Origin of the sequence: Caballeronia udeis (genome assembly GCF_001544555.2) — a bacterium.
In the GTDB taxonomy this organism is placed as follows: domain Bacteria; phylum Pseudomonadota; class Gammaproteobacteria; order Burkholderiales; family Burkholderiaceae; genus Caballeronia; species Caballeronia udeis.
Genome location: NZ_FCOK02000029.1, coordinates 70,657 through 91,967, shown reverse-complemented (window position 1 = coordinate 91,967; position 21,311 = coordinate 70,657). Strand labels below are relative to the sequence as shown.

The window sequence follows — 21,311 nt, the reverse complement described above, 5'->3', positions numbered from 1 at the left end:
GATTCCTCACTTATCCAGCACGCGGCCGTCGCGCACCACGGCTTCATCATCAAGGAACACGTCGCAGTGACGCAGCGGGATATCAATATGACAGGCCGTCGTGCGTTTGCCGCCCGCTTCGTTGTTCGGTCCCAGGGAAAACAGGAAGTTGCCTTCGAACGCACGCGCGTCCATGCCGATAGTCGCCTCGCGATCGTATAAGCCCAGCGTCGACCAGTGCGCGCGCGGCTGCAGCCCCCAGCCGATGTGCGAGATGGCGTAAGCCTCGCGGTCCCTGAAGGTGCCCATGTATTCCTTGAGCAGGTCCGCGTCCATGCCGCCCTCTATGCGGGAGGCAAAACCATTCTCAATCGTCAGTTCGATACGGTCCTGGACATAGCTCTTCTGCGGCAGCAGGATGTCTCCCCTGTCGATCACAATGCGCCCATAGGCACGGCCTTCGTCCGGGAACGTCAGCGCAAAGCCGCTTGGCCAGTGGTCCCACCGCCCCGGTTCATCGACGAAACCGTATTCCGCAATCGCCTCGAATTCGCCTATCGGGCAGTGAAAATCCGTCCCCGCCGCCGAGACAATGTGCATCTCGCGAGCCCCGTTGATACGGGCCTGTGCGGCCAATACCCGCTCGCGGTCAGCAAGACTTGGCACCAGCCGCGTGAGCACCTCGGGCGGCTCGACCGCGAGCAGGATCCGGGTCCCGGTCTTGAGGATCTCGAGCTGCTCGGGCGAGAACAGCAGCGTCATCAGGTTCAGCACAAGGTCGCTCGCCTTGAGTGCTGCAATGGCTGCGGGGTTACCCGTGAGCGGCGTCGTGCCGAGGTACGCGAGCGAATCGCGGCTGAGCGCCTTCTCGCCGTTCACCGGCGGCAAGTCCAGCCGGTTGACAATAGCGCCCATCGACTGCGTGGCGATCAGCGCCGTCGAGAGCGTCTGCGGATGAGTCGCCGCGCTCGTGAGAATGGTGACGGTTTGACCCGCCTCGAGCCGCGAGAGCGTCAACACCTGCTTCCACGCTTCGATCATCTGGTAGTCGCTGACTGGCATGGTGGTCTCCTCAAGAAATGGGCATCAGGCCTGAGGCAACGGTGCGCCCAGGAAGTCACCGAACCCGCGATAGAAACCTTCCTCGTCATCCCACGGAATCATGTGGCCGGCATCGGGAACATGCGAATGCGCGAGCTGGGGCACAAGCGTACGGATCTTCTCGACATCTTCCGGGCGCACCACGTCGCCGCGTCCGGCGGTCATCAGCATGACGGGCACGCCGATATGCGGCAGGTCCACGTGAATATCGTCGGAATGAAAGCCCTCGAAACTTGTGATCACCGCGCGCTCGTCGCAGGTATGCAACCACTCGGCACGCAGTTGCCTCTGCTCATGCGTCCAGGTGGGACAGAACGGGCGCATACCTTCTGCATCCGTTCCCTCGCGCGCGAGGCGCATGGAATTGACGTACCAAGGCAACTGCGACGGATACGGACGGCGCCCCCGACCGGACACCGGCGGGTCGACCATCACCACCCGCGCCAGACCCGGCGGCTGGGCGCGGGCGGCGCGCGCGCCAATGCGCGCGCCCATCGAATGACCCACCACGCTATAGCGCGTGAGCCCGATTGCCCGAGCGAACGCGATCAGGTCCGCGGCCTGCGCATCGAGGCTGTAGTCAAGCGTATCCGATGCCGAGGACAGGCCCCGGCCGCGGACATCGAGCACGTAGGTGTCGAAGCTCGTACCGAAGCGCTCGCCGACGAAACCCCACGTCGCGGCCGGACTGGTGATACCCGGCACGATGATGACGGCGTCGCGCCCGGCACGCTCGCCGGTGTCGCCGCCGTAGCGCAGGTAGTGCTGGCGGATCCCGTTCGCGTGGACGTTGCCGCCGTGGAGGAAGGTGGATTCTATGCTCATGCGGACTCCGGATTGATCAAACTTAGGCAAATCAATAAGCCCCCGATAACAGCGCGCCTGCACCCGGCACCACCGTCTCCAGTCCGAGCGCCTTGAGCATGGCGTAGGTCGTCGCAATCGAAGCGGTGATGACCGGCTTGCGCGTCATGGCTTCGACCTTGGCTACCGCCGCCAGCGACGGCATCTGCACGCACGCCGAGAGCACGATCGCGTCAGCGTTCGATGTGTCCATCTGCGCCACGATACCCGGCAACAAGCTCGGGTCGTGACGGCCCACGTCGAGATTGTCGGGAATCTCGAGGGCGCGGTAATCGAGCACCTCGTATCCCTCGTTGCGGATATAGTCGACCACCAGTTCCGTGAGCGGCTTCATGTAGGGCGCCACCACCACAATGCGCGTGGCGCCGATCACCTTCAGCGCATCGACCAGTGCGCCGGCGCTGGTGATGACCGGTGCCGCCCCGCCATTCTCGACCGTGCGTGAGCGCAGCCGCTCCTGCGACACGCGGTGGTAACCATGCCCCATCGCCATGATTGCGACCAGGCATGCGTAGCCCAGCACGTCCACGCGAGCATCGCTCAACTCAAGCGCGCAGCGGTCCGACTCCGCATCCATCGCAGCCAGTTCTTCCTTGACCACCTTCTTCATGCGCATGCGGCTGGAATGAAACGTGAACCGCTCGGGACGGATCGTCTGGCGTGCCAGCAGCATGGCCGGGATCTCCGTCTCCATCGTCGTGTTCGAACTCGGCACAATCTGACCAATTCGATATTGCTTCGTCATTGCCAACTCCAGATCCATTGGATGTGATGTACTCGTGCCCGTGTTGGCAAAACCGGCGTCAGAGCTTGAAAATGCGTTCTGCGTTACCGTGGCAAACCAGCTCTCTGACGTGATCGTCGAGCGGCGCCTGCTCAATGAAATCAGCGGCAATCGCTGTCGATTCATACGGGTAGTCCACCGAGAACATCACGGCCTCCGGACCCATCTCGCCAATCGCACCCAGCAGCGAGGGTGCCGAGCACACACCGGATGTGGTGATCAGGATGTTCGTTCCGATGTACCCGGACGGCGCGCGCTCGAGGCGGATGCCGTGCGAATAAACAGCGAAACGGCTATCGAATCGCCAGCGCAGGTAAGGCAAGCCTTCGCCCATGTGGCCCAGGATGACCTTCAGCGCGGGGAAGCGATCGAAGACACCGCCGAAGAGAAGCCGCAGCGCATGGCTGCCCGTTTCCACGCCCCATCCCCACGCGGCGCCCGTCAATTCCGGATGGCCGTCGAACACCTTCGGCATCACATAGGCATCCGTAGGGTGCAGGTACAGCGGGACATCGAGTTCCTGCATCCGCGCCCAGAAAACGTCGTACGCCCGGTCGTCGTAATACGTTCCCAGCGTGTGCCCATTGACCAGCGCACCCTTGAAACCGAGCTCCTGGACAGCGCGGGTCAGTTCTTCAACAGCCCCTATAGGCGTGTGCATGGGCAACGTTGCAAAACCGCCGAACCGGCCCGGATGACGCGCAATCTGTTTTGCCAGAAAGTCGTTGCTTTCCCTGGCGCGGGCCACGGCCAGGGTCGGGTCAGTCTCGCCCTGCACGCTCGGCCCCGTCTGCGACAGGATGGTGTAGTCAATCCCCGCGCGGTCCATCTCGCCAATGCGCTGCTCGTCGAAATCCGTAAGGCGGGCCGCGAGATCGGCAAGCACATCAGGGGCAATGTGCTGGGTAAAGCTTTTTGAATAGCCCTGGAAACCAGGCGTTGAAAAGTGTTCTTCCAGGGCGATTTTCCGAATTCGTTTAGTCACGAGAAGACTCCATACGTTTATTCAGCGTACTGATTGTTTGAGCAGAACATAGCGGGGCCACGAACCCCAAAACAGGCCTCGAGTTACCGCCGCAATTGCTTTATTCGCCTCGACCAAAGAGACGTTTCACGCGCCCCCAGATAACACTCCACACCAGACTGCCGACGTTGAACCGGGTCGACGGTCCTGCGGAGGCGGGCATGTCCGAACCCGCCAGTTGCGCGGTGATCCTCGCGCCAAAGTCGGCGATCATCCGACGGACGAAGTCTTTAACAAGGCCCGACCGCGAGAATTGAGCCAGGGGGCCCTGCAACATATATTCGAGCGTGACTGCTACACGCGTGTGCGCTCCGTTCCCTTCATCGCTCAACGCGTAGGTCACGTCGCCATTTGCCTTCGAGCGGCTGATGTTGTCCTGCCCGGCCCCACGCATCACGGCACGGCGCGCGGCGTCATCGCGTTCGAGCCGCGCCGCGCCGGCGAAATTCGCCGACATCGGACCGAACTTGATAGCGATCTTCCCCTTCACCTTTTCCGAATCGTGTTCGATCAATTCCGCGCCCGGAAGGCATGCGGTGACAGATGGCAGGTCGCCCATGAACGCCCAGACCTGGTCGAGCGGAAACGGCACGACAAAGCTGTCATCAATCGCGGTCCAACCCTTGCGCGCACCGGTCTGCTGGACGTTCGCGACCGGCGATGCCGTATCTTCCTGCGATGAGCGTGCGGGCAGATCTGAAGGTGCGGCAGCGACAGTGTTGAAGGTCTGAAACTGGCCTGCTGCTTGCGGCTGGGCAGCCGTTGCCGCCGCTTGTCGAACCGGGGCCGGCGATGCATCCGTTATCGGGCTTTCCCTCAGGTCGGCAAGCACGACCTTGATTGCGTTGACAATGCCGACGTACCCCGTACATCGACACAGGTTCCCCGACAGCTCAAGGCGAATGCGCGCTTCGTCAGCGTCAGGAAAGCGCCGCACGATATCGCGCGCGGTAATGAGCATGCCGGGCGTACAGTAGCCGCATTGCAGCCCGTGATGAACCGAGAAGGACCGGCGCAGGCGCTTCATCAGCTCATCGTCGTCGAACCCTTCGATCGTGCGGACCTTCTGATGGTCGCAGGCTACCGCGAACGTGATGCAGGAGCGCACCGGTTCACCGTCCAGAAGGACCGTACATGCGCCGCACACACCATGCTCGCAACCAAGGTGAGTGCCGGTCAGGTTCTGATTGTCGCGAAGAAAATCGCCCAGATGGGTGCGCGCCGCAACGTCGCCGCGAATGGCCCGGTTGTTGATGGTGAGTTCGATGACAGACATGGAAATTCCTGGAATTCCTGTTAACGCGCATTCCTGTTAACGCGCGGATGAACCGAAGGCTTGTGCAAGACAGCGCTCGACGGCCGCTTCGTGCATGGACCGGTCGATAGCGTCGGCATTTGGCATTGCATTCGCCACGCCCGACGCAATCGCTTCCGGCGTCGCCGCGCCGGGTCCGTGTTGCGCTATTGACTGAGCGAGTGCTTCCAGCCCTGCAGGGGGACCATCAAGCGCACCAAGCACCACACGAGCCAAACCGGTTTGTGCGTCAAACGCCGCGGCCGCGCTTGCGTGAGCGAACTCGCCCGTCTTCCTGCACAGCTTGTAGTAGCCCCAGCGCAAGGTGAGCCCCATCTTCGGCAGCAGGACTGCCGAGATGATCTCGCCCTCCTCCAGCAGCGTCGTAAATGCGCCCAGCATGAACTCGCTGGCACGCACCCGGCGCGTACCGGTTGCCTTCGACAGCTCGATCCGGGCGTCGAGCGTGGAAAGCGCCAAAGGCCAGTCCGCAGCAGGATCAGCGTGCGCAAGGCTGCCGCCAATGGTTCCTCTATTGCGAATCGCTCTATATGCAATACCCGCGGCGACATACTGCATAAAACCGTTGCGCAAAAGCTCGTACTTGCCATCCTCGATTTCCGCATGAGTAATGGCGGCGCCCACACGAACGAGGTCACCCGCAACGGTGACGGTGCGCAGTTCGTCGACACGCGATACATCGATCACTTTCGACGGCCTCGCCAGACGGAGATTCAGCATCGGCCCCATCGACTGGCTGCCTGCAATCGGCTTGGCGCCAATGGCTGAATCGCCGAGCTCGCTCAGCGCTTGCGGCAATGTCGCAGCCCTGACGTAATCAAACGCGGCGGCCTTCATCGAATCACCTCGTGGACTTGTTCTGCCTCTGGTTTTCTGCGGGCGGCGGCCCTGGCCGCTTCAATGGCAGTGAGCAATCGCCGCGGCGTGAGAGGTGTCTCGGAGACGAGTGCTCCAAGGGGACTGAGTGCGTCATTCACCGCATTGAAAAGCGCGGCCGGCGGTGCAATCGCGCCCCCTTCGCCCACGCCCTTCGCCCCGAACTCGGTATAGGGCGATGGCGTCTCCATATGGATGATCGTCAACGGCGGTAGCTCAGTCGGCCCAGGCAACATGTAGTCCGCAAGCGTGGAGGTCAGAGGCTGGGCGTTGTCGTCATACAGTGTCTCTTCGTAGAACGCCGTACCAATGCCCTGTGCTGTGCCACCGATCGTCTGGCCTTCAACGACCATTGGATTGATCATTCTCCCGCAATCCTCAACAATCACGTATTCCAGGATCTCGACGTGGCCGGTCTTCGTGTCGACCGCAATGGCCGCCGCATGCGTTGCATAGCTGAACGCGCCGGTATCCACCTTCGGCTTGAAACCTTGAGTCGCCTCGAGTCCCGTCAGGTCGACGCCTGCAGGCAGACGTTCGGGCCGCAGGTACCATGCGTGACCAATATCCGCCAGGGAAACCCGTCCCGTCACGCCGACGACCTCGCCCGCCTCGAACCGGACAGCGTCCTCTTTTTCGCCAAGGATATGTGCGCCAATTTTTATGAGCCGCGGCACCAGTTCGCGGCACGTTGCAGCAACCGCCCCGCCGGCCATGACAATGCTGCGCGACGCGTATGTGCCTGTTGAGTAGGGTGTAAGCGCGGTGTCGCCGTGAACCACCTTGATCTTCTGGATGGGAACGCCCAGCACTTCATTGGCGATCTGCGCCAGAGTGGTTTCCATACCCTGTCCATGGGAATGAATGCCGGCGCGCACCTCAAGACCACCGTCCGCGGTGATGCGCACCGTTGCCAGGTCGTAGCCAGGAACGACCGGCAAACCCCATGACGCGAACACCGCCGTGCCATGAGCCGACTGCTCGGTGAAGGTCGCAAAACCAATACCGACCAGCCTGCCATCCGGCTCGCCCTCTTTCTGGCGGCGGCGCCATTTTGCGACATCGAGTTGATCGGCTGCTCGCTTCAGGCTTTCCTGGAAATCACCGCTGTCGTAGTGCTTTTTGACAACGTTCGTGTAGGGCATGTCCGCCCCGCGAACCAGATTGTCGTAGCGCACTTCCCACGCCTCGCGGCCAACCGCCCGCGCAATGGCGTCCATGGTCAGTTCGATCGCGAAACAAACGCCCGTACGCGCCACCCCTCGATACGGAAGAAAGCCCGGCTTGTTGGTCGCCGCGCATTGCGTACGGCAGCGGTACCCGCTGAAATCATACGGACCCGGCAGGTTGCCAAGCGCCTGCCCTGCTTCCAGGCCTATCGTAAACGGCCACGCTGAATAGGCGCCGCCATCGATCAACAGGTTGCAGTCCAGCGCCAGTAGCCGCCCGTTCTTGTCTGCATAGGCCGTCAGCTCGTAATGATGTTGACGCGTGTTGGCACCCGCGATCAGGTGCTCGCGACGATCTTCGATAAACCGGAAAGGCCGCTTGTACGTAAGAGCGAGCCACGCAATGCAAAGCTCTTCCTGCTGCAGGACGCATTTATATCCGAACGCGCCGCCCACATCGGGTGAGATCACGCGGACCTGCGCATGATCGATTCCCAGGCATTGAGACAGCACCGTGCGGATCATGTGCGGGACCTGGGTCGACGTAATCACGACCAGTTGCGCCTGGGTATGATCCCAGTACGCCAGCACCGCCTTGCCTTCCATCGGGACCATGCACTGGCGCGCCAGGTCGACCTTCTGCTTCACGACCACGGGTGCATCCTTGGCGCGTTCGTCGAAATTGACGTCCGCCTTGAGATCGAGGAAGAGATTGTCGGTCCAGTGGTCATGCACGCGGACATCGGTACGCGCGCGAGCCGCAAAGGCGCTCGCAAATGCGGGCAGCTCATCCAGATCCAGCTCCACCTCTTCCGCGATGTCCTCGGCCTCGGCGCGGGAATTCGCGAAACACATGGCTACAGGTTCGCCGACAAAACGGACCTTCCCCGACGCGAGAGGAGGGTGCGCCGAAGGCTTGTACGTCGCCAGGCTGGAGTCCGCCACGATGTCCGCGGCGGTATGCATGTCTTCCCGTACGATGACCTGGCTTGCGAAGCGCTCCGGCTTGCCAATACTCTCGATGCGCGCGTGCGCAAGCGGGCTGCGCAAGAACGCGACTTCCTGCAGATCAGGAAACGTATAGTCGGCGACAAACCGGCCCTTCCCATGCAGATGCCGTTCATCTTCGCGCCGCCTCACACGGGCGCCGACACCGCCACTTTCGACGGGTGCTTCTGTCGGTTCAGTGCTGCTCATATGCCTCTCCCGCATTCGTGTAGCCCGCGAATGACATCGTCTGATCGCCCTCTTTCAAACAGGATAGGCCAGATCGTTTGCGATCATGGCCGTGTCATAAATTGCCTGCCGTTCCTTGAGGAGCAATTCATTGCCGCTGCGTTCGAAGCGGTCAAACAGCCGGCCGGCCTGATGCAACGTCGTTGCCCCTTCGACCAGCGTCTGCAGCAGCAGGTAATTGCTCTGCGCCACGATCTCTTCATCGGTGACATCCAGGATGCGGACATTGCTCACGAAATGCAGCATCTGCCGGGGCGCAAACATCTGGGTTCTGGAAATTGCTATTGCGCGGTCGCGGAGCATGTTGCGGCCTTCCGCATACACCAGCCCGGCCGGGAAACCATGAGCAGCATTCTCGTACTCGGTCACGCGGTAGAGACAGTTCTCCGTGAAAAACTCCGGCCACTGTTCGAGATCGCCCCCATCGAGCACGGCGCAGTATTCAGCATGGAAATATTCCACGGCCGCGCGCGCTGCGAGCGCCTTGTCGAGTGCAACCGGTTTCTTCTCAAATCCTGGCAGCATTTAGAACCCCATTACTTCACGATAGTGCTTGTACATCGCACGAATGGCGGCTTCGGAGATCAGGCTATCCGCGGTTCCGATGTTTTCGCTGTCGAGCCTGAGCACGCTGCGGTCGGTTACCGAGCGCCGAACGCCTTCCTGTACAAACTTCATTGCTTCGTTATCCTCCAGACCAAGAAACCCCGATGGTCCCATCAGGTTGCCTTGGCGAAGCCGGTGACGCGTGGTCTCTTCGGTGTCGTCTTCGTAGCCGAACATGGTCCAGAGCATGATCATGCTGTTCGGGCCGTTCGGGACAATATGACGTACGCCCAGGGTATTCATTTCTCGCTGGACAATCAGGTTCGGCCAGATCGTCTGCATGGTCACCGACCACTCTGAATCGAACTCCTTCACGTATTCGAGGAAGCGTTCGTCCTTGAGGACCATGCCCTCATGGAACGAACGCATTTCCTTCTTCTTGTCGGCATCCACCGCCGCATAGAGCGAATCGCTTTTCGCCGATGCCATCGTGCCGTGAATGCCGCGCTTGCTGTCGGCTACCATGGCCGACCGGTTGCCTGCGACCAGCAAGCCGAACACGACGAGGAACGAATGCAGCAGCGTGGCGTGGTACGGGTCCTTCAGGTTCTCGTGGTACATCTTCCAGTTGCATGGCAACTCGTTCTTGTAAAACCCGAGAATGCGCAACTTCTTGCCGTTAAAGACGGCGTCGAAATCTTTCAGGATTTCGGGCGTCAGGTAATCTTCGATTGACTCCATATCATGCGTAAATGACGCGAAGATCACACCATTACGCGTGGTGACGGCAAGCTTCTTGAGGCCATGGTCTTCGTTGCGGAAGTCGCGCGGCATGCCACCGAGCTTGTTCACGCCGCGTTTGAATGGAATGCCTTGCAGGTTTCCTTTCAGGTCATAGGACCACTGGTGATACGGGCAGACAAACTCGGTATTGTTGCCGCGGGTGTGCCGGCAGAACTCCGCACCACGGTGGGCGCAGCGGTTCTCGAACGCGTGGATGGAGCCGTCTTCCGCGCGCGAGACGACCACCGGCGTAGGTCCCACGTACGAGCGTTTGTAGTCTCCGCTATTGGGAATCTCAGCCTCTAGTGCAACGAAATTCCAGGTTGGACCTTGAAAAATCCGTTCCACCTCGCGAGCATATACATCGTCACTCGTATAGACCCAGTCCGGGATGGCATGAAGTCCCTCTTCCGGCCAGACCAGCTGTTCGATGGGCTTGTTCTTGACGCTCGGCGTACCGAGGCCAATGACTGTCTCTGACGAATACAAAATGCGCTCCTGAAAACCTTATGAGTGAGCTTGCCGTTCAAGTTGCCGCAGCTTGACGCCCGGGTCCGCGAGAGCCTCGGGATCGACCTGGGTCGCCTGCTCGACAAGGCGGCGAATCGCCCGCAGTTCACCACCGTTATTTACCGCGAGGGCGTATGTGATCGCGTTATTCCGCAAGCCCATGAGCAAGGTCTTGTCGATGGACGTCTGACGCTCGATCCATTGATCCACCGGACCGTCGAGCATTCCCAGCATCTGTATGTTCCAGTCGTACTGGTCTGTCCAGAACCAGGGACCTGGCCGGTACTCCACCGACTCGCCCAACATGTTGCGGGCCGCGACAATCGCCTGATCCTGCGCGTTCTGCCACGACTCCAGACGCAGGCGCCGGCCGGATACGCCAAACGGAAAATTCGCACAATCGCCCGCTGCGTAAAAACCGTCGGCGGAAGTCCGGCAATGTGTATCGACATGTATGCCGTTACCGGTGGTCAAGCCGGACGCCCTGGCAAGCGCATCATTCGGCTCTTGCCCAATGGCCACCACGACGAAATCAAAGCGCTCTGACACATTCGGCGCGATTGAGAGGGTTACTCCGGATGCCTCCTCCGTTGAGGAAATCAGCTTGGCGCCCAGCATGAACCTGACCCCATTCTGTTCATGCTTGGTGCGTAGACGTTCGGAGAATTCGCGCGGCAGCGCACGCCCCAATAACTGTTCACCGGCTTCCACCACGGTGACGTCGATTCCGCGCGCCCTGGCGCTTGCCGCAAACTCCAGCCCGAGGAAACCTCCCCCTATAACGGCCACGGAACTCGCGCCAACCATGCGCGTTCGCACTCTCATCGCGTCCTGCAGCGTGCGCAACGCGAAGACATGACGGCTGTCCGGCGTTCCGGGAAGCCTGCGCGCTCGGCCGCCTGTTGTGATCAGACATTTATCGAACCTGATGCTTCGGCCACTTCGAAACGTGGCCGTGCGGTGTCTCACGTCGAGCAGTTCAACGCTATCCGCAATCCAGTCGATATTGTTCGTCTCGTAGAAGTCGCTCGAGTGGAGCCACGCGCTGAAGCAGTCGTTATCGTCAGTCGCAGTCAGCACCGTCTTCGATAATGCCGGGCGCTCGTATGGCCGGTGCTGTTCATCACCAGCCAGAACGACCGAGCCGTCGAAGCCCTGCGCCCGCAGCGTTTCGGCTGCGCGGCCACCGGCCTGTCCCGCGCCGATAATCAAGATCGTTTCCACGTTTAAATTCCTGGCTTGGGTCAAAAGACCGCTCCCTCAAAGCTCGACCATTACTGCCCCCTTTTCGACCTGGACCTTGTAAGTCCTGATCGGCGCGGTCACGGGCGCGCAAAGCGCGGCACCGGTCTTCACATCGAATTTCCCCTGATGAAGCGGGCACTCAATGCAGCCATCTTCCAGAAAACCTTCGCTGAGCAACGCGAACTGGTGAGTGCAAACGTTGTGGGTTGCATAAACCTCGCCGTCTACCAGATACAAGGCTATCTGTTCATTCCCGATGGTCGCGGCATAAGGTTCATCCGCGTTGAGGTCTTCAAGGTTTGCTGCGAATTGGAGTGTCATCGCTTTGCTTGGGAAATTGATCAGTGTACTGATTAATTAATCATAGCTCGAATTCATCCTGAGTCAATATTGTCAAAATTATCGTTTACCCTTTACGGGCGTCTTTACCGGTAGAGGGCGAATTTGCAGGCAGGTGCTGGCGTTGACAATTGGGAAAGGAAGAAGATGTAAGCAGACGAATCAACTGAACGCGACGCCTTGCGCATCGCGGCACTCGCCCGAGCTCCTTCATTTTCCGCGGGGATCGTTTTGGGTAATCAGCTGTCGGCGCGGTAACTCCACTCGCTGACCTTCCTTCTCCAGACCATGCCGGGAGGTCGAAATGCTCAGACGGGTGTGGAGATGTCGAGATCGCTTTCGAGTAAAAAAACACAGGGCGAAACCGACCAGCCATAGCGAGAAATAAGTCATTACAAACAGCCGGAGCAAATCAAGAACGTGAACCACATGGCCTCCCGGACTCCCGCCCAAGTGTAATGTGCGAACCGCTGACTCTGATTTGGTGCATAGCCGTTTTGCTCTCCCTCAGCTCACGGCTACGCGGACGTTCGTGTCCTATAACGTTGCGGGTCTTGTCCGGTCAATCTGCTAAGCAAGCTGTTCGGGACGAAACAGAATGCGTTTGACAACGTATTGAACCAGCAGACCGCTCGGGGGTCGACACTCCACCATCTGCCCCACCCGTGCACCAAGAAGTGCAAAACCGGCGGGCGAAAGAACCGATATGAATCCCCGTTCGTAATCCGCTTCATCCGGATAAACGAGCGTCCACTGATGGGCGTGGCCGCCGGCGACAGCCACGCATTCGATCCTTGTATTCACCATGACGACATCCGGCGGTACTTCGGCAGCGTCCAGCAGCATGGCTGTCCCCTCAAGCTCCTCCACGAGCGTACGCTGCTCGGATGAAGCACCGGGCACGCGTGCGCAACGCTTGAGCCGCTCCATATCGAGCTCGGACAGAATAGGCATGCCCGCAGTCTTGGGTCTTGCCGCTGTAGATGGTTGAAATTTATCGAATGACATAGGTACCTCGGGTGTAAATGAAAATTGAAGGGGCTAATGCAATAGCCATCAAGTTATTGTTGAAACTATTAGTTATCCTGCACGATAAGACACTCAAAAGCGCTGATCCGGCAAGACCCGGCATGTCATAGGATCGCTTCTGTCGTCCCCGGGCAATCAATAGGAAACGACTTGTTTACCGGTTTAAACCGCTGCTAGAAGTAATTCACCGTATAGCCGAACAGACGGCCACGCGCGCGTTTCCAAGCGCCGGTTCCTGACAGGAATCGGCGCCGTTGCTGTGATGTGGGACGTGCGAGAGGAGAAGGCCCGGCTCGCGCGTTACTAAAGGTCAGTCGTTACGCGGGAGCCAGGCTCAGGGAAGTGCGGACTTGCCCGCCGGTCGTGCGCGGCTCCGGTTGAGCATGATGACTCTCGATTTTCCGCTCGCGCGCAGGCATCTTCCGGTCAGGACCGGAAGATGAAACACTGCGAGCGAATGAAGCGAAATGAGAAACACGATGGTTACCTAGGTCAGAAACGCTTGAGAAGGACTAAAGATGCAGATGACCTCATTAAAGCTTGTTTGTCAGGATATTGCAAGCTTGTGCCCTGCAAGCATGCATTTCCTCGGCGGTTAAAGCCAGTTGACGCCAGATTCAGACCATCCCGCTTGCGTCGGCAGACGTTGCGGGGATAGGAAAAATCGCGGTGCCGGGGTCTCACCGCGATACCGAACGTCAGCGCGAAGCACACCCGGATCCCGCGGCTTATCGCAAGAAATTCGGCGGTAAGTATGCGCACCGGACGATCAACGGCGGCATTGGCCATAACCTTCCGCAGGAAGCGCCAAAGGCCTTCGCTGGCGCTGTGATCGAGGTCGCCGGTTATTGAACTATTGAACGGAACGGCTCCGAACCGCGGCGACTACCAGTCCCGCCGATGGTTTGTATCACGATGTATCAGCAACGCACATGGACACACAACGTTTCAAGTGCGGTGCGTTCCGGACAAAAACCAGATACATCCATGCGGTCCAATAGATTCACGCCAGCCCTGCTTCACGGCGTCGACTCAGCTTAAACCCTTTGGCACGCAAACCGGTGTTTGCGGACAACCCACTCTCCTGAGGTAGAAACCATGAAACTCGTTCAATCGCTGATCATTGCTGCTGTCGTTGCTATTCCGGCCGTATCGTTCGCTCAATCGAACGAATCTCTTACCCGCGCCGACGTGCGTGCTCAACTGATCCAACTGGAAAAGGCCGGCTATAACCCGGCTGGCGATCAGACGCAATATCCGCAGAACATTCAAGCTGCAGAAGCGCGGGTCGACGCGGCGAACGGCGTGTCAGCAACGTCGTATGGTTCGTCGACCAGCGGCACGGCTGCGGCAGGTTCACGTACGACCGGGTCTGATGTGACCGGTCCGGGCTCGATCTACGCGCGTCCCTAAGCTCAGGCTTGCGCCTTTACCGGCGCAACGTGAATGCGCTTTCGCAGCAAAGAACGGGGCATGGCCTTAATGACGTGAGTTCGTACTCCTATTATTAAGGTCACGTCTTTTTCGGGGTGTGCTTGTTTTCCGGTTCTCACGCCATTGCCCACCACGTCAGCCTGATATTCATGTCGCAATGTATCTGGCGTGTTGGCAGACACAAAACATTGCACCCGCGCCCTTCGCCCGACACAAGCCAGATACGCGCGAGCGCTCCAATAGCACCATGCCAATCAACGGAACACCCATCGTGCACAACCTCCTTGAAACTCCCCTCGCCTTGCTGGCCGGCCTGCTCACCATTGCATCGCCGTGCATCCTCCCGGTGATGCCGATCCTGCTCGGCACGTCGGTTGACCGGCCCGACCGGGTGCGCCCGCTGTTTGTCATCGCCGGCTTCATCCTGAGCTTCGCTGCGTTCGCCATGCTGCTGGGCGCCGTCTCCAGCACCGTCCATGTAGCGCAAGGCGCGCTGCGCGACACCGCCACCGCGCTGCTTGCGCTCTCCGGATTGCTGCGGGTATGGCCGGCACCCTATGAGTGGCTGATGGCGCGTCTGGAGCAGCCGTTGCAGCGCATTGGCACGGCAATCGCGCCCGGCGTGCCGGCGGGCAGCAGCAACACCGGTGGTTTTGTCCTCGGCATGTCATTGGGCGCGGTATGGACGCCGTGCGCGGGACCCGTGCTGGCATCGATCCTCGTGCTGGTTGTCAAGGCCCAGGACCTCCAATGGTCCGCATTGCTGCTTGCGCTATATGCAATAGGCGCCTCGATTCCGATGCTCGCCATCATCTACGGCGGACAGTACATCACGCGCCGCGTACGCGTGGTGGCACGCCATGCGCCCCGTCTGCAACAAATTTTCGGCGCTCTGGTGGTGCTGACCGCACTCGCCATCTACCTGCAATACGACGTCCTGGTCTATGCCCGGATCGCCGCGTTCCTCCCCTCCCTGAAAGGATTTTGACATGACCTCCCGACTCAAGACCGCCGCTGCCGCGATGCTGCTGGCCGCCACCGCCCTGACCAGTTCCGGCGCCAGCGCCGTCCCTCTGAAGAACAGCACGCCCGCGCCGGAATTCGGCGGTATCGACAAGTGGCTCAACAGCGAACCGCTAAGCATCGGTCAGTTGCGCGGCAAGGTCGTGCTGGTCGATTTCTGGACCTACACGTGTATCAATTGCATCAACACTCTTCCCTACGTCAAGGACTGGAATCAGAAGTACAAGGACCAGGGCCTGGTAGTGATCGGCGTGCACACCCCCGAGTACCCGTTCGAGCGCAATACCGACAACGTCAAGACGGCCATCAAGCGATTCAACATCACGTACCCGGTTGCGCAGGACAATCGTTATGCGACCTGGAGCGCTTACAACAACCAGTACTGGCCGGCGTTCTATTTGATCGACAAGAAGGGACAGGTGGTCTATAGCCACTTCGGCGAAGGCGAGTACGACAAGACCGAGGCGCAAATCAGGGCGTTGCTGGCGCAAAAGGAATGAATGCGCGGGGAGCGATTCGCGTCACCTTCCTGCGTCACATCCCTTTGACCGATGGACATTTCCGGTCGCACCGAATCGTCCATCCTGTGCGGGACGAGTACGACAGGCTCTCGAGAAGCTTCATTCAGCGAATTTGTATCCCAACGTATCCGGGAGCCGCATCGATACAAAGCATTGGATTTACACGGGTTCACCGACACAAGCCAGATACCTGTGCACGTTCTAATCCATCAACGCCGGATTTCCCGGGGAAACGAAACAAGGAGTCGACCATGACACAGCTTGAAAAAGTGCTTTACACCGGCAAGACCCACACAACGGGTGGCCGCGACGGCGCGTCCCATAGCGATGACGGCCGCCTGGACATCGCCCTTTCCGTTCCTGGCAGCAAGGGTGCCGGCACCAATCCCGAGCAGTTGCTCGCCGCCGGCTGGTCCGCCTGCTTTATTGGGGCAATGGGCCACGCAGCGGCCAAATTGAAGATTGCCCTGCCAGCGGGCACCGCAGTGGACACGGAAGTGGATCTCGGCACGACCGGGGGCGCGTATTTCCTTCAGGCACGCCTGAACGTCAGCCTTCCCGGGCTTGACCATGAAGTCGCCCAGTCTCTCGCAGACGCCGCTCACCAGACCTGCCCGTATTCCAAGGCTACGCGCGGCAACATCGATGTCGTGATCAAGGTGGCCTGAGCCGGAAGCGCTCTAGCTGCGGCGCCGTTCCCGATGTTCGTCCAGTTCGATGCCGCGTCGAAACTCATAGGGCTGCGCGACCCATGCGTCCAGCCGCCTTGCCGCCGGGTCCGCCGGGGTCACATCCGGCTTTTGCTATATTCGCTGTTTCCCCTGGCAAGCTTTCACCCATGCGCGTCGGCCGTCCGGTTCAAGCCTTACCCCATCCAAATTGCGACTATTGCGGCGCAAAGGCAACGCTCGTGCGGCCGGGAGAGGCGGCTTATCCGTATCAGGACGACCACGGTCCTCTGTGGTTATGCGCGCCCTGCGAGGCCTGGATCGGGATATTCGCGCGCAGTACGCGCAACCTCCCGCTCGGCCGGCTGGCGAACGCCGAATTGCGGGAATGGAAAGCGAAACTACACGCTGCGCTGGAGCCCATGGCGGAGGCCAAGGCCAGGCGCGACGGCGTGAATATCTTCGAGGCAAGATCGAAAGGCTATAAGTGGCTCGCCGGGGAACTGAAAATAGAGCCGAAAGCCTGCAACATCAATTTGCTCGACGTGGAGCAATGCAAGGCGGCAATCGATGTAATCGAACAATTCGAACGGAATCGCCGCGCTGCGACCCCTTCAGAATAGTCGCGACTTGTACGTTAACCTGTGGACAACTCTCCCAACGACTCCATGGCCCGTACCCTACCGTTTAACCGCAGCGCACAAGCAACGCGTGTCCGCTTGTCGAAAATGCAGCTTCTTCCCATGCCCCGGCCGGAAGCGGACAGGCTTTCGTTGCATGCTCATTGCGCACTGCAGGCGCTGCGCGATGGCCATGGATGGATGGCGGGAACCCAGTCGCTCGCAGAAGTCCTGATCCTGACGGCGTACGTCGCGGAGGCGGGATATGGACAAATCACCCGCGAAGCCTGGCTCCAGGGCGAGTTGGCGATCAACGCGGCATTTGCAGAGGGCCAGGCCACGGGAGTCTGGAAACTGGACGACGCCAGTTGTGAGCAACTCGCCGGCGTCGTGTGCGTGCACGACGCGCAACTTCACAACACTCCGTTAGGCATCCTTGCCGCGGCGAGCGAACGGCTTGAACGCCTCAAGGCCGGCGAAGCGGACCCAATGCCGGGACTAAAGCGGGCGTGAACGGAAAATCCGGCACGAGATGCACCAGATGGATGCGGCACGCCGGGATCGCCAGGGCGACGGTATAGCCGCCTTCAACGCACTGCATAGGCCTCACAGAGGCCTCACACAGGCTGCGCTGGTTCTAATCGAAGCGGCTGCAACTGCGCCAATGCCGGAAACGCCTCATCGCGCGATATCGTCTCCATCAGATGATCGGCGGACATCGGGCGCCCGAGCAAGAAGCCTTGCAGGGAGTCACAGCCGAGACGAGTCAGGAACTCTTGCTGCGCGAGGGTCTCTACCCCCTCCGCGACAATAATCAGATTGAGTGTCTGCCCCAGCGCGACGATGGCCGAGACAATGGCCGCATCTTCGGTATCGCGTGCAAGCTCACGAATGAACCCGCGGTCAATTTTCAGTTCACTGGCCGGCAGGCGCTTCAGGTAGAGCAGGCTTGAATAGCCTGTACCGAAGTCATCGATGGAAATACGCACGCCAAGATCGTGCAACTCCTCCAGGATTCGCAGGCTGGCATCCACGTCATGCATCGCCGTCGATTCGGTCACTTCCAGCAGCAGGCAGCGCGGCTCCAGTGCGTGGCGCTCCAGGGTGTCCCGCACGGTCTGGATCAGGCTTATGTGCCTGAATTGCAACGCAGACAGGTTGACCGCCATGGTCCAGTCCTCGCGGCCCGCGTTGCGCCACACGCTCATCTGCCGGCACGCCTCGTCCAGCACCCATTCGCCGATCGGCACGATCAGTCCCGTTTTCTCCGCAAGCGGAATGAACTCGTCCGGCGCGATCATCCCGCGAGTGGGATGCGCCCAGCGCACCAGCGCTTCCACCCCGATCACGGGCCCGACCGGCGCGGCGAACTTCGGCTGATACTGCAATACGAGTTCATGGCGCTCGACCGCGGCACGCAGATCCTGCACAAGCTGAAGCTGCTCGTGAACGTTGGCGTTCATCGATGCTTCGAAGAAACAGTAGGAATCGCGTCCCAGTGCCTTGGCGTGGTACATGGCCGCGTCGGCGTTGATCAGCAAGTCGTTCGGACTGAGTCCATCGCCGGGATACATTGCGATCCCGATACTGGTCGATACCCGCAGCTCCCGGCCGTCCATCTGGAATGGTTCGCGGATGGCGGCCAATACCTTGCCCGCCAGCGTCGCGGCGTCCGCCGGTTCGCCTACATCCGCCAGCAGCACGAACTCGTCTCCGCCTACGCGGGCAATGGTGTCCCGTGTCCGGACGTTCGCCCGGATGCGTTCGGCGACATCAACCAGCAATGAGTCGCCAACGTGATGCCCGTAGGCGTCGTTGATGGCTTTGAAGCCATCCAGGTCCATGAACATCACGGCGAAGCGGCCTTGCTCCCGGTCCGCGTCCTGTGCAGCACGGTCCAGCCGGTCTTCCAGCAACACCCGGTTGGGCAGTTTGGTGAGTGAGTCGTGCAGCGCCAGGTAAGTCAGTTCCTGATTGGCCTCGGCGAGCGACATCGCCAGGGTTGCGGTGCGGGTTTCCAGACGCAGGTCGAATACCGAAATGACCAGTGCAATGGCGAGGATCGCCAGCGTAACGACAATGATCACCAGCGCCATCCACCCCGTGCTCACCCCGTTTTGCACTGCACCGCACACGCTGCCGATCGGAAACTCCGCGGCCGCCATGCCGGTGTAATGCATCGCGACAATGGCGACGCCCATGACAACGGCGGCGCCGGCACGTATCGGCCGGACCAGCGGTGAATTCCGGCGCAGGCGGAAGGCTATCCACAGCGCCACGGCCGACGCAAGGATCGCGATGACGATGGACAACGCGAAAAGCGCGGGAACGTACTGGATTCCCGGTGTCATGCGCATAGCGGCCATGCCGGTATAGTGCATGGCCGCGACCCCGGCTCCCATCAATACTGCGCCGCAGACGAGGCGCGACACCGGTAATTCGTTCTGGCCCACAAGCCATAACGCAAACGCGGAAGAAGCAATTGCGATCAGCAGTGACAGCGCGGTGAACGAGGGGTCGTAGCCGAGCGGGATCGGCAAGCTGAAGGCGAGCATGCCGACAAAATGCATCGACCAGATCCCGGTGCCCATCGCGCACGCCCCGCCTGCCAGCCACCAATAGCCCGCCCGTCCGTGCGCAGTCGCGATACGACCCGCCATGTCCAGGCCGGTATACGAGGCCAGGATCGCGACCAGCAGCGAGAACAGGACGAGCAAGCTATTGTATTCACCAGCAAGCATGGGATACCCCGTCACGATTGATTCGAACCACTTGGGGGCGCCCCAATTCGCCTTCGCATGAAGAAGTCATCGCAAGGAGAGCGCCGAACATGCCCCGTGGCACGTTCCGGAAACCGTGCATGCTCAGGGAAAAAGTCGCGAACAAGACGCCGGGGAGTTGAAGCCTCAGGCAGATGCCGGGGGAACGGTGGAAGGGATGGAAGCGGTGAAGCAACAGCCATGAAATTCATACCGGTTAGTTATAGCGAACACCGCTATCAACCAGCGCGGAGTCAGCCTGTTTTTGGGCGCGTAGCAAAAAAGTCGGGACGCCGGCCTGACGAGAACTGAGCGCGCTGTTAGTTATATCGACTCATTGCGGGGAAACTTGAAAGAATTGAAGAGTGGCCGCGCTTTCGGCCGCCCTTCCATCCGTACTTCCATCCGTACTTGCGTCCTCTCGGCAATCCTGGCCCCGGGCCGAGCTGTCCTGACCCCCGCCCGGCGGATCCGGCGCACCGCCTAGAGCCACCGATGAGCTACGGCTTCGCCCGGACGAACGGGCCCTTAGTCTACGGTGTCAAAACTTCACAACACTACATGCGTCATTGATTAAATAAAGTGACATGAGCCGCAGCAAAATGATTAAATTGTCCCGGCTGCTCCCGTGTGACCGGACTTGCACCGCACACACGGAGCCGTCTCGTTGTGCATTGGCATCTGTGAAGATCGGCCGACAAAGTGCCGGTCAAATCTAGCGAGAGCACTATGTCGCCTTGGTTAGCCGTCGCCTTAGGCGCTGGAGTTTTCAGCGCGGTCGTCAACGTGGCTTGCAATACGGTTGCTCACAAGCGCGGTTCAGCGCGCAAGGCCGCCGAACGTGTCCATGCCGGTCGTCATACCGCATTGACCGTGGCCATCACACTCGAAGAGTTTGCGCATCGCTGTCAAAGCGCAATCGATCGTGCAGAACGCCGTGACCTGTCCGAGCAGCGGCACGTACAGTTGGGCGATGTAGAAATACCGCCCTTCGCATTTTCCAGTGATACCCCATGGCGTGACCTCGATGCCGGAAAGGCATCGTACCTCCGCGCCTTCAGCGCCGATCAAACACACAGCGCCGAACTGATCCAGTCGAACGATCGATGTTCGAATGTCGATGAGTTCGCCGCCTATATCAAGGGCCATTGCGCCGAATTCGGACGGCGAGCCTGGTTGATGGCGGTTGAACTGCGCGAAGAAAACGAACTGCAGGCGGTCACGGATCACAATTACGTGATCGAGTTCGACGCGGCACTCAGCCGATACATCGCGTGGGAACAGCGCCAAAAGGTCCGCGGCGAGAGAGTCCCGTCGCCTTCGCCGGTGGCTCAAAGTCCGCACCGTCCACGAAACAGCGGACGTGGACTCGCCGTGGGCGGTCCGGCATAAATCCAGATTCATCCAGGTTCTTCGCGGATGGCCAGAGCGGCGCGCGTCTGGTAAGTATGGGTGTGCGTCCCGTATATCCTCACCTTTTGCGAGA

General features: G+C 60.1%; 20 protein-coding genes and 1 pseudogene. 7 read left to right on the top strand and 14 right to left on the bottom strand.

What is annotated here, in order from left to right:
* Positions 1-6: 6 nt before the first annotated feature.
* The 12 genes from AWB69_RS20970 to AWB69_RS20915 form a co-directional block, all read right to left on the bottom strand.
* Entirely contained in the window at positions 7-1,041 is a 1,035-nt protein-coding gene (locus AWB69_RS20970; protein WP_062088247.1) for a M29 family metallopeptidase, read from the bottom strand.
* A 24-nt stretch (positions 1,042-1,065) separates the two neighbouring features.
* On the bottom strand, positions 1,066-1,905 hold the full coding sequence (locus tag AWB69_RS20965) for an alpha/beta fold hydrolase (RefSeq protein ID WP_062088245.1): 840 nt from the start codon (positions 1,903-1,905) through the stop codon (positions 1,066-1,068).
* Positions 1,906-1,936: 31 nt separating this feature from the next.
* On the bottom strand, positions 1,937-2,689 hold the full coding sequence (locus AWB69_RS20960; RefSeq protein ID WP_062088268.1) for a maleate cis-trans isomerase family protein: 753 nt from the start codon (positions 2,687-2,689) through the stop codon (positions 1,937-1,939).
* Between the two features lie 58 nt (positions 2,690-2,747).
* Complete coding sequence (locus AWB69_RS20955; RefSeq protein WP_062088243.1) at positions 2,748-3,713, bottom strand: amidohydrolase family protein; 966 nt, start codon at positions 3,711-3,713, stop codon at positions 2,748-2,750.
* 100 nt (positions 3,714-3,813) lie between these two features.
* Positions 3,814-5,028 carry a xanthine dehydrogenase family Fe-S subunit gene (locus AWB69_RS20950; RefSeq protein ID WP_082913500.1) on the bottom strand — a complete coding sequence of 405 codons (1,215 nt, stop codon included), beginning with the start codon at positions 5,026-5,028 and terminating at the stop codon, positions 3,814-3,816.
* 36 nt (positions 5,029-5,064) lie between these two features.
* Positions 5,065-5,904 carry an FAD binding domain-containing protein gene (locus tag AWB69_RS20945; RefSeq protein ID WP_062088239.1) on the bottom strand — a complete coding sequence of 280 codons (840 nt, stop codon included), beginning with the start codon at positions 5,902-5,904 and terminating at the stop codon, positions 5,065-5,067.
* Positions 5,901-8,309 (bottom strand): xanthine dehydrogenase family protein molybdopterin-binding subunit, encoded by a 2,409-nt coding sequence (locus AWB69_RS20940; RefSeq protein WP_062088237.1) that lies wholly within the window; start codon positions 8,307-8,309, stop codon positions 5,901-5,903. Before AWB69_RS20940 ends, AWB69_RS20945 begins: the two co-directional genes overlap by 4 nt.
* 54 nt (positions 8,310-8,363) lie before the next feature.
* Positions 8,364-8,873, bottom strand: a complete 510-nt coding sequence (locus tag AWB69_RS20935; RefSeq protein WP_062088235.1) for an aromatic-ring-hydroxylating dioxygenase subunit beta — start codon at positions 8,871-8,873, stop codon at positions 8,364-8,366.
* Positions 8,874-10,166, bottom strand: coding sequence for an aromatic ring-hydroxylating dioxygenase subunit alpha (locus AWB69_RS20930; RefSeq protein ID WP_062088233.1), 1,293 nt, complete (start codon positions 10,164-10,166; stop codon positions 8,874-8,876). It abuts the gene before it with no gap.
* Between the two features lie 18 nt (positions 10,167-10,184).
* On the bottom strand, positions 10,185-11,411 hold the full coding sequence (locus AWB69_RS20925; RefSeq protein ID WP_062088231.1) for an NAD(P)/FAD-dependent oxidoreductase: 1,227 nt from the start codon (positions 11,409-11,411) through the stop codon (positions 10,185-10,187).
* Between the two features lie 36 nt (positions 11,412-11,447).
* The gene (locus tag AWB69_RS20920) at positions 11,448-11,753 is read right to left on the bottom strand and encodes a non-heme iron oxygenase ferredoxin subunit (protein ID WP_062088226.1); all 306 of its coding nucleotides are present in this window, start codon (positions 11,751-11,753) and stop codon (positions 11,448-11,450) included.
* 588 nt (positions 11,754-12,341) lie between these two features.
* Positions 12,342-12,725 carry a GreA/GreB family elongation factor gene (locus tag AWB69_RS20915; protein ID WP_231937181.1) on the bottom strand — a complete coding sequence of 128 codons (384 nt, stop codon included), beginning with the start codon at positions 12,723-12,725 and terminating at the stop codon, positions 12,342-12,344.
* A 783-nt stretch (positions 12,726-13,508) separates the two neighbouring features.
* Here AWB69_RS20915 and AWB69_RS20910 point away from each other — a divergent pair.
* The 7 genes and pseudogenes from AWB69_RS20910 to AWB69_RS20880 form a co-directional block, all read left to right on the top strand.
* A pseudogene (locus AWB69_RS20910) lies at positions 13,509-13,652 on the top strand (alpha/beta hydrolase); the annotation flags it as partial.
* Positions 13,653-13,898: 246 nt separating this feature from the next.
* Positions 13,899-14,213 (top strand): DUF4148 domain-containing protein, encoded by a 315-nt coding sequence (locus AWB69_RS20905; protein WP_062088220.1) that lies wholly within the window; start codon positions 13,899-13,901, stop codon positions 14,211-14,213.
* A gap of 292 nt (positions 14,214-14,505) precedes the next feature.
* Positions 14,506-15,222, top strand: a complete 717-nt coding sequence (locus tag AWB69_RS20900) for a cytochrome c biogenesis CcdA family protein (RefSeq protein ID WP_062088266.1) — start codon at positions 14,506-14,508, stop codon at positions 15,220-15,222.
* Position 15,223: 1 nt separating this feature from the next.
* Positions 15,224-15,757 carry a thioredoxin family protein gene (locus AWB69_RS20895; protein ID WP_062088218.1) on the top strand — a complete coding sequence of 178 codons (534 nt, stop codon included), beginning with the start codon at positions 15,224-15,226 and terminating at the stop codon, positions 15,755-15,757.
* Positions 15,758-16,029: 272 nt separating this feature from the next.
* Positions 16,030-16,446, top strand: coding sequence for an organic hydroperoxide resistance protein (locus tag AWB69_RS20890; RefSeq protein ID WP_062088216.1), 417 nt, complete (start codon positions 16,030-16,032; stop codon positions 16,444-16,446).
* A gap of 170 nt (positions 16,447-16,616) precedes the next feature.
* Positions 16,617-17,069, top strand: a complete 453-nt coding sequence (locus AWB69_RS20885) for a zinc-finger-containing protein (protein ID WP_062088214.1) — start codon at positions 16,617-16,619, stop codon at positions 17,067-17,069.
* Positions 17,070-17,189: 120 nt separating this feature from the next.
* Positions 17,190-17,579 (top strand): hypothetical protein, encoded by a 390-nt coding sequence (locus AWB69_RS20880; RefSeq protein ID WP_197500288.1) that lies wholly within the window; start codon positions 17,190-17,192, stop codon positions 17,577-17,579.
* A 104-nt stretch (positions 17,580-17,683) separates the two neighbouring features.
* Here the strand turns inward: AWB69_RS20880 and AWB69_RS20875 are convergent, their stop codons facing one another.
* Positions 17,684-19,807: a putative bifunctional diguanylate cyclase/phosphodiesterase gene (locus AWB69_RS20875; RefSeq protein WP_062088207.1), complete on the bottom strand. Its 2,124-nt coding sequence runs from the start codon at positions 19,805-19,807 to the stop codon at positions 17,684-17,686.
* A gap of 837 nt (positions 19,808-20,644) precedes the next feature.
* A complete protein-coding gene (locus tag AWB69_RS47850; RefSeq protein ID WP_231937180.1) occupies positions 20,645-21,229 on the bottom strand; it encodes a hypothetical protein in 585 nt (194 codons plus the stop codon).
* Between the last annotated feature and the right edge of the window lie 82 nt (positions 21,230-21,311).

What these genes read in the sequence shown, in the direction of transcription:
- AWB69_RS20895 (WP_062088218.1), top strand. Translation starts at nt 15,224, where the DNA reads ATGACCTCCCGACTCAAGACCGCCGCTGCCGCGATGCTGCTGGCCGCC.
- AWB69_RS47850 (WP_231937180.1), bottom strand. Translation starts at nt 21,229, where the DNA reads ATGAATCTGGATTTATGCCGGACCGCCCACGGCGAGTCCACGTCCGCT.
- AWB69_RS20880 (WP_197500288.1), top strand. Translation starts at nt 17,190, where the DNA reads ATGCCCCGGCCGGAAGCGGACAGGCTTTCGTTGCATGCTCATTGCGCA.
- AWB69_RS20960 (WP_062088268.1), bottom strand. Translation starts at nt 2,689, where the DNA reads ATGACGAAGCAATATCGAATTGGTCAGATTGTGCCGAGTTCGAACACG.
- AWB69_RS20915 (WP_231937181.1), bottom strand. Translation starts at nt 12,725, where the DNA reads ATGCCTATTCTGTCCGAGCTCGATATGGAGCGGCTCAAGCGTTGCGCA.
- AWB69_RS20950 (WP_082913500.1), bottom strand. Translation starts at nt 5,028, where the DNA reads ATGTCTGTCATCGAACTCACCATCAACAACCGGGCCATTCGCGGCGAC.
- AWB69_RS20890 (WP_062088216.1), top strand. Translation starts at nt 16,030, where the DNA reads ATGACACAGCTTGAAAAAGTGCTTTACACCGGCAAGACCCACACAACG.
- AWB69_RS20965 (WP_062088245.1), bottom strand. Translation starts at nt 1,905, where the DNA reads ATGAGCATAGAATCCACCTTCCTCCACGGCGGCAACGTCCACGCGAAC.
- AWB69_RS20970 (WP_062088247.1), bottom strand. Translation starts at nt 1,041, where the DNA reads ATGCCAGTCAGCGACTACCAGATGATCGAAGCGTGGAAGCAGGTGTTG.
- AWB69_RS20875 (WP_062088207.1), bottom strand. Translation starts at nt 19,807, where the DNA reads ATGCTTGCTGGTGAATACAATAGCTTGCTCGTCCTGTTCTCGCTGCTG.
- AWB69_RS20885 (WP_062088214.1), top strand. Translation starts at nt 16,617, where the DNA reads ATGCGCGTCGGCCGTCCGGTTCAAGCCTTACCCCATCCAAATTGCGAC.
- AWB69_RS20940 (WP_062088237.1), bottom strand. Translation starts at nt 8,309, where the DNA reads ATGAGCAGCACTGAACCGACAGAAGCACCCGTCGAAAGTGGCGGTGTC.
- AWB69_RS20935 (WP_062088235.1), bottom strand. Translation starts at nt 8,873, where the DNA reads ATGCTGCCAGGATTTGAGAAGAAACCGGTTGCACTCGACAAGGCGCTC.
- AWB69_RS20905 (WP_062088220.1), top strand. Translation starts at nt 13,899, where the DNA reads ATGAAACTCGTTCAATCGCTGATCATTGCTGCTGTCGTTGCTATTCCG.
- AWB69_RS20945 (WP_062088239.1), bottom strand. Translation starts at nt 5,904, where the DNA reads ATGAAGGCCGCCGCGTTTGATTACGTCAGGGCTGCGACATTGCCGCAA.
- AWB69_RS20920 (WP_062088226.1), bottom strand. Translation starts at nt 11,753, where the DNA reads ATGACACTCCAATTCGCAGCAAACCTTGAAGACCTCAACGCGGATGAA.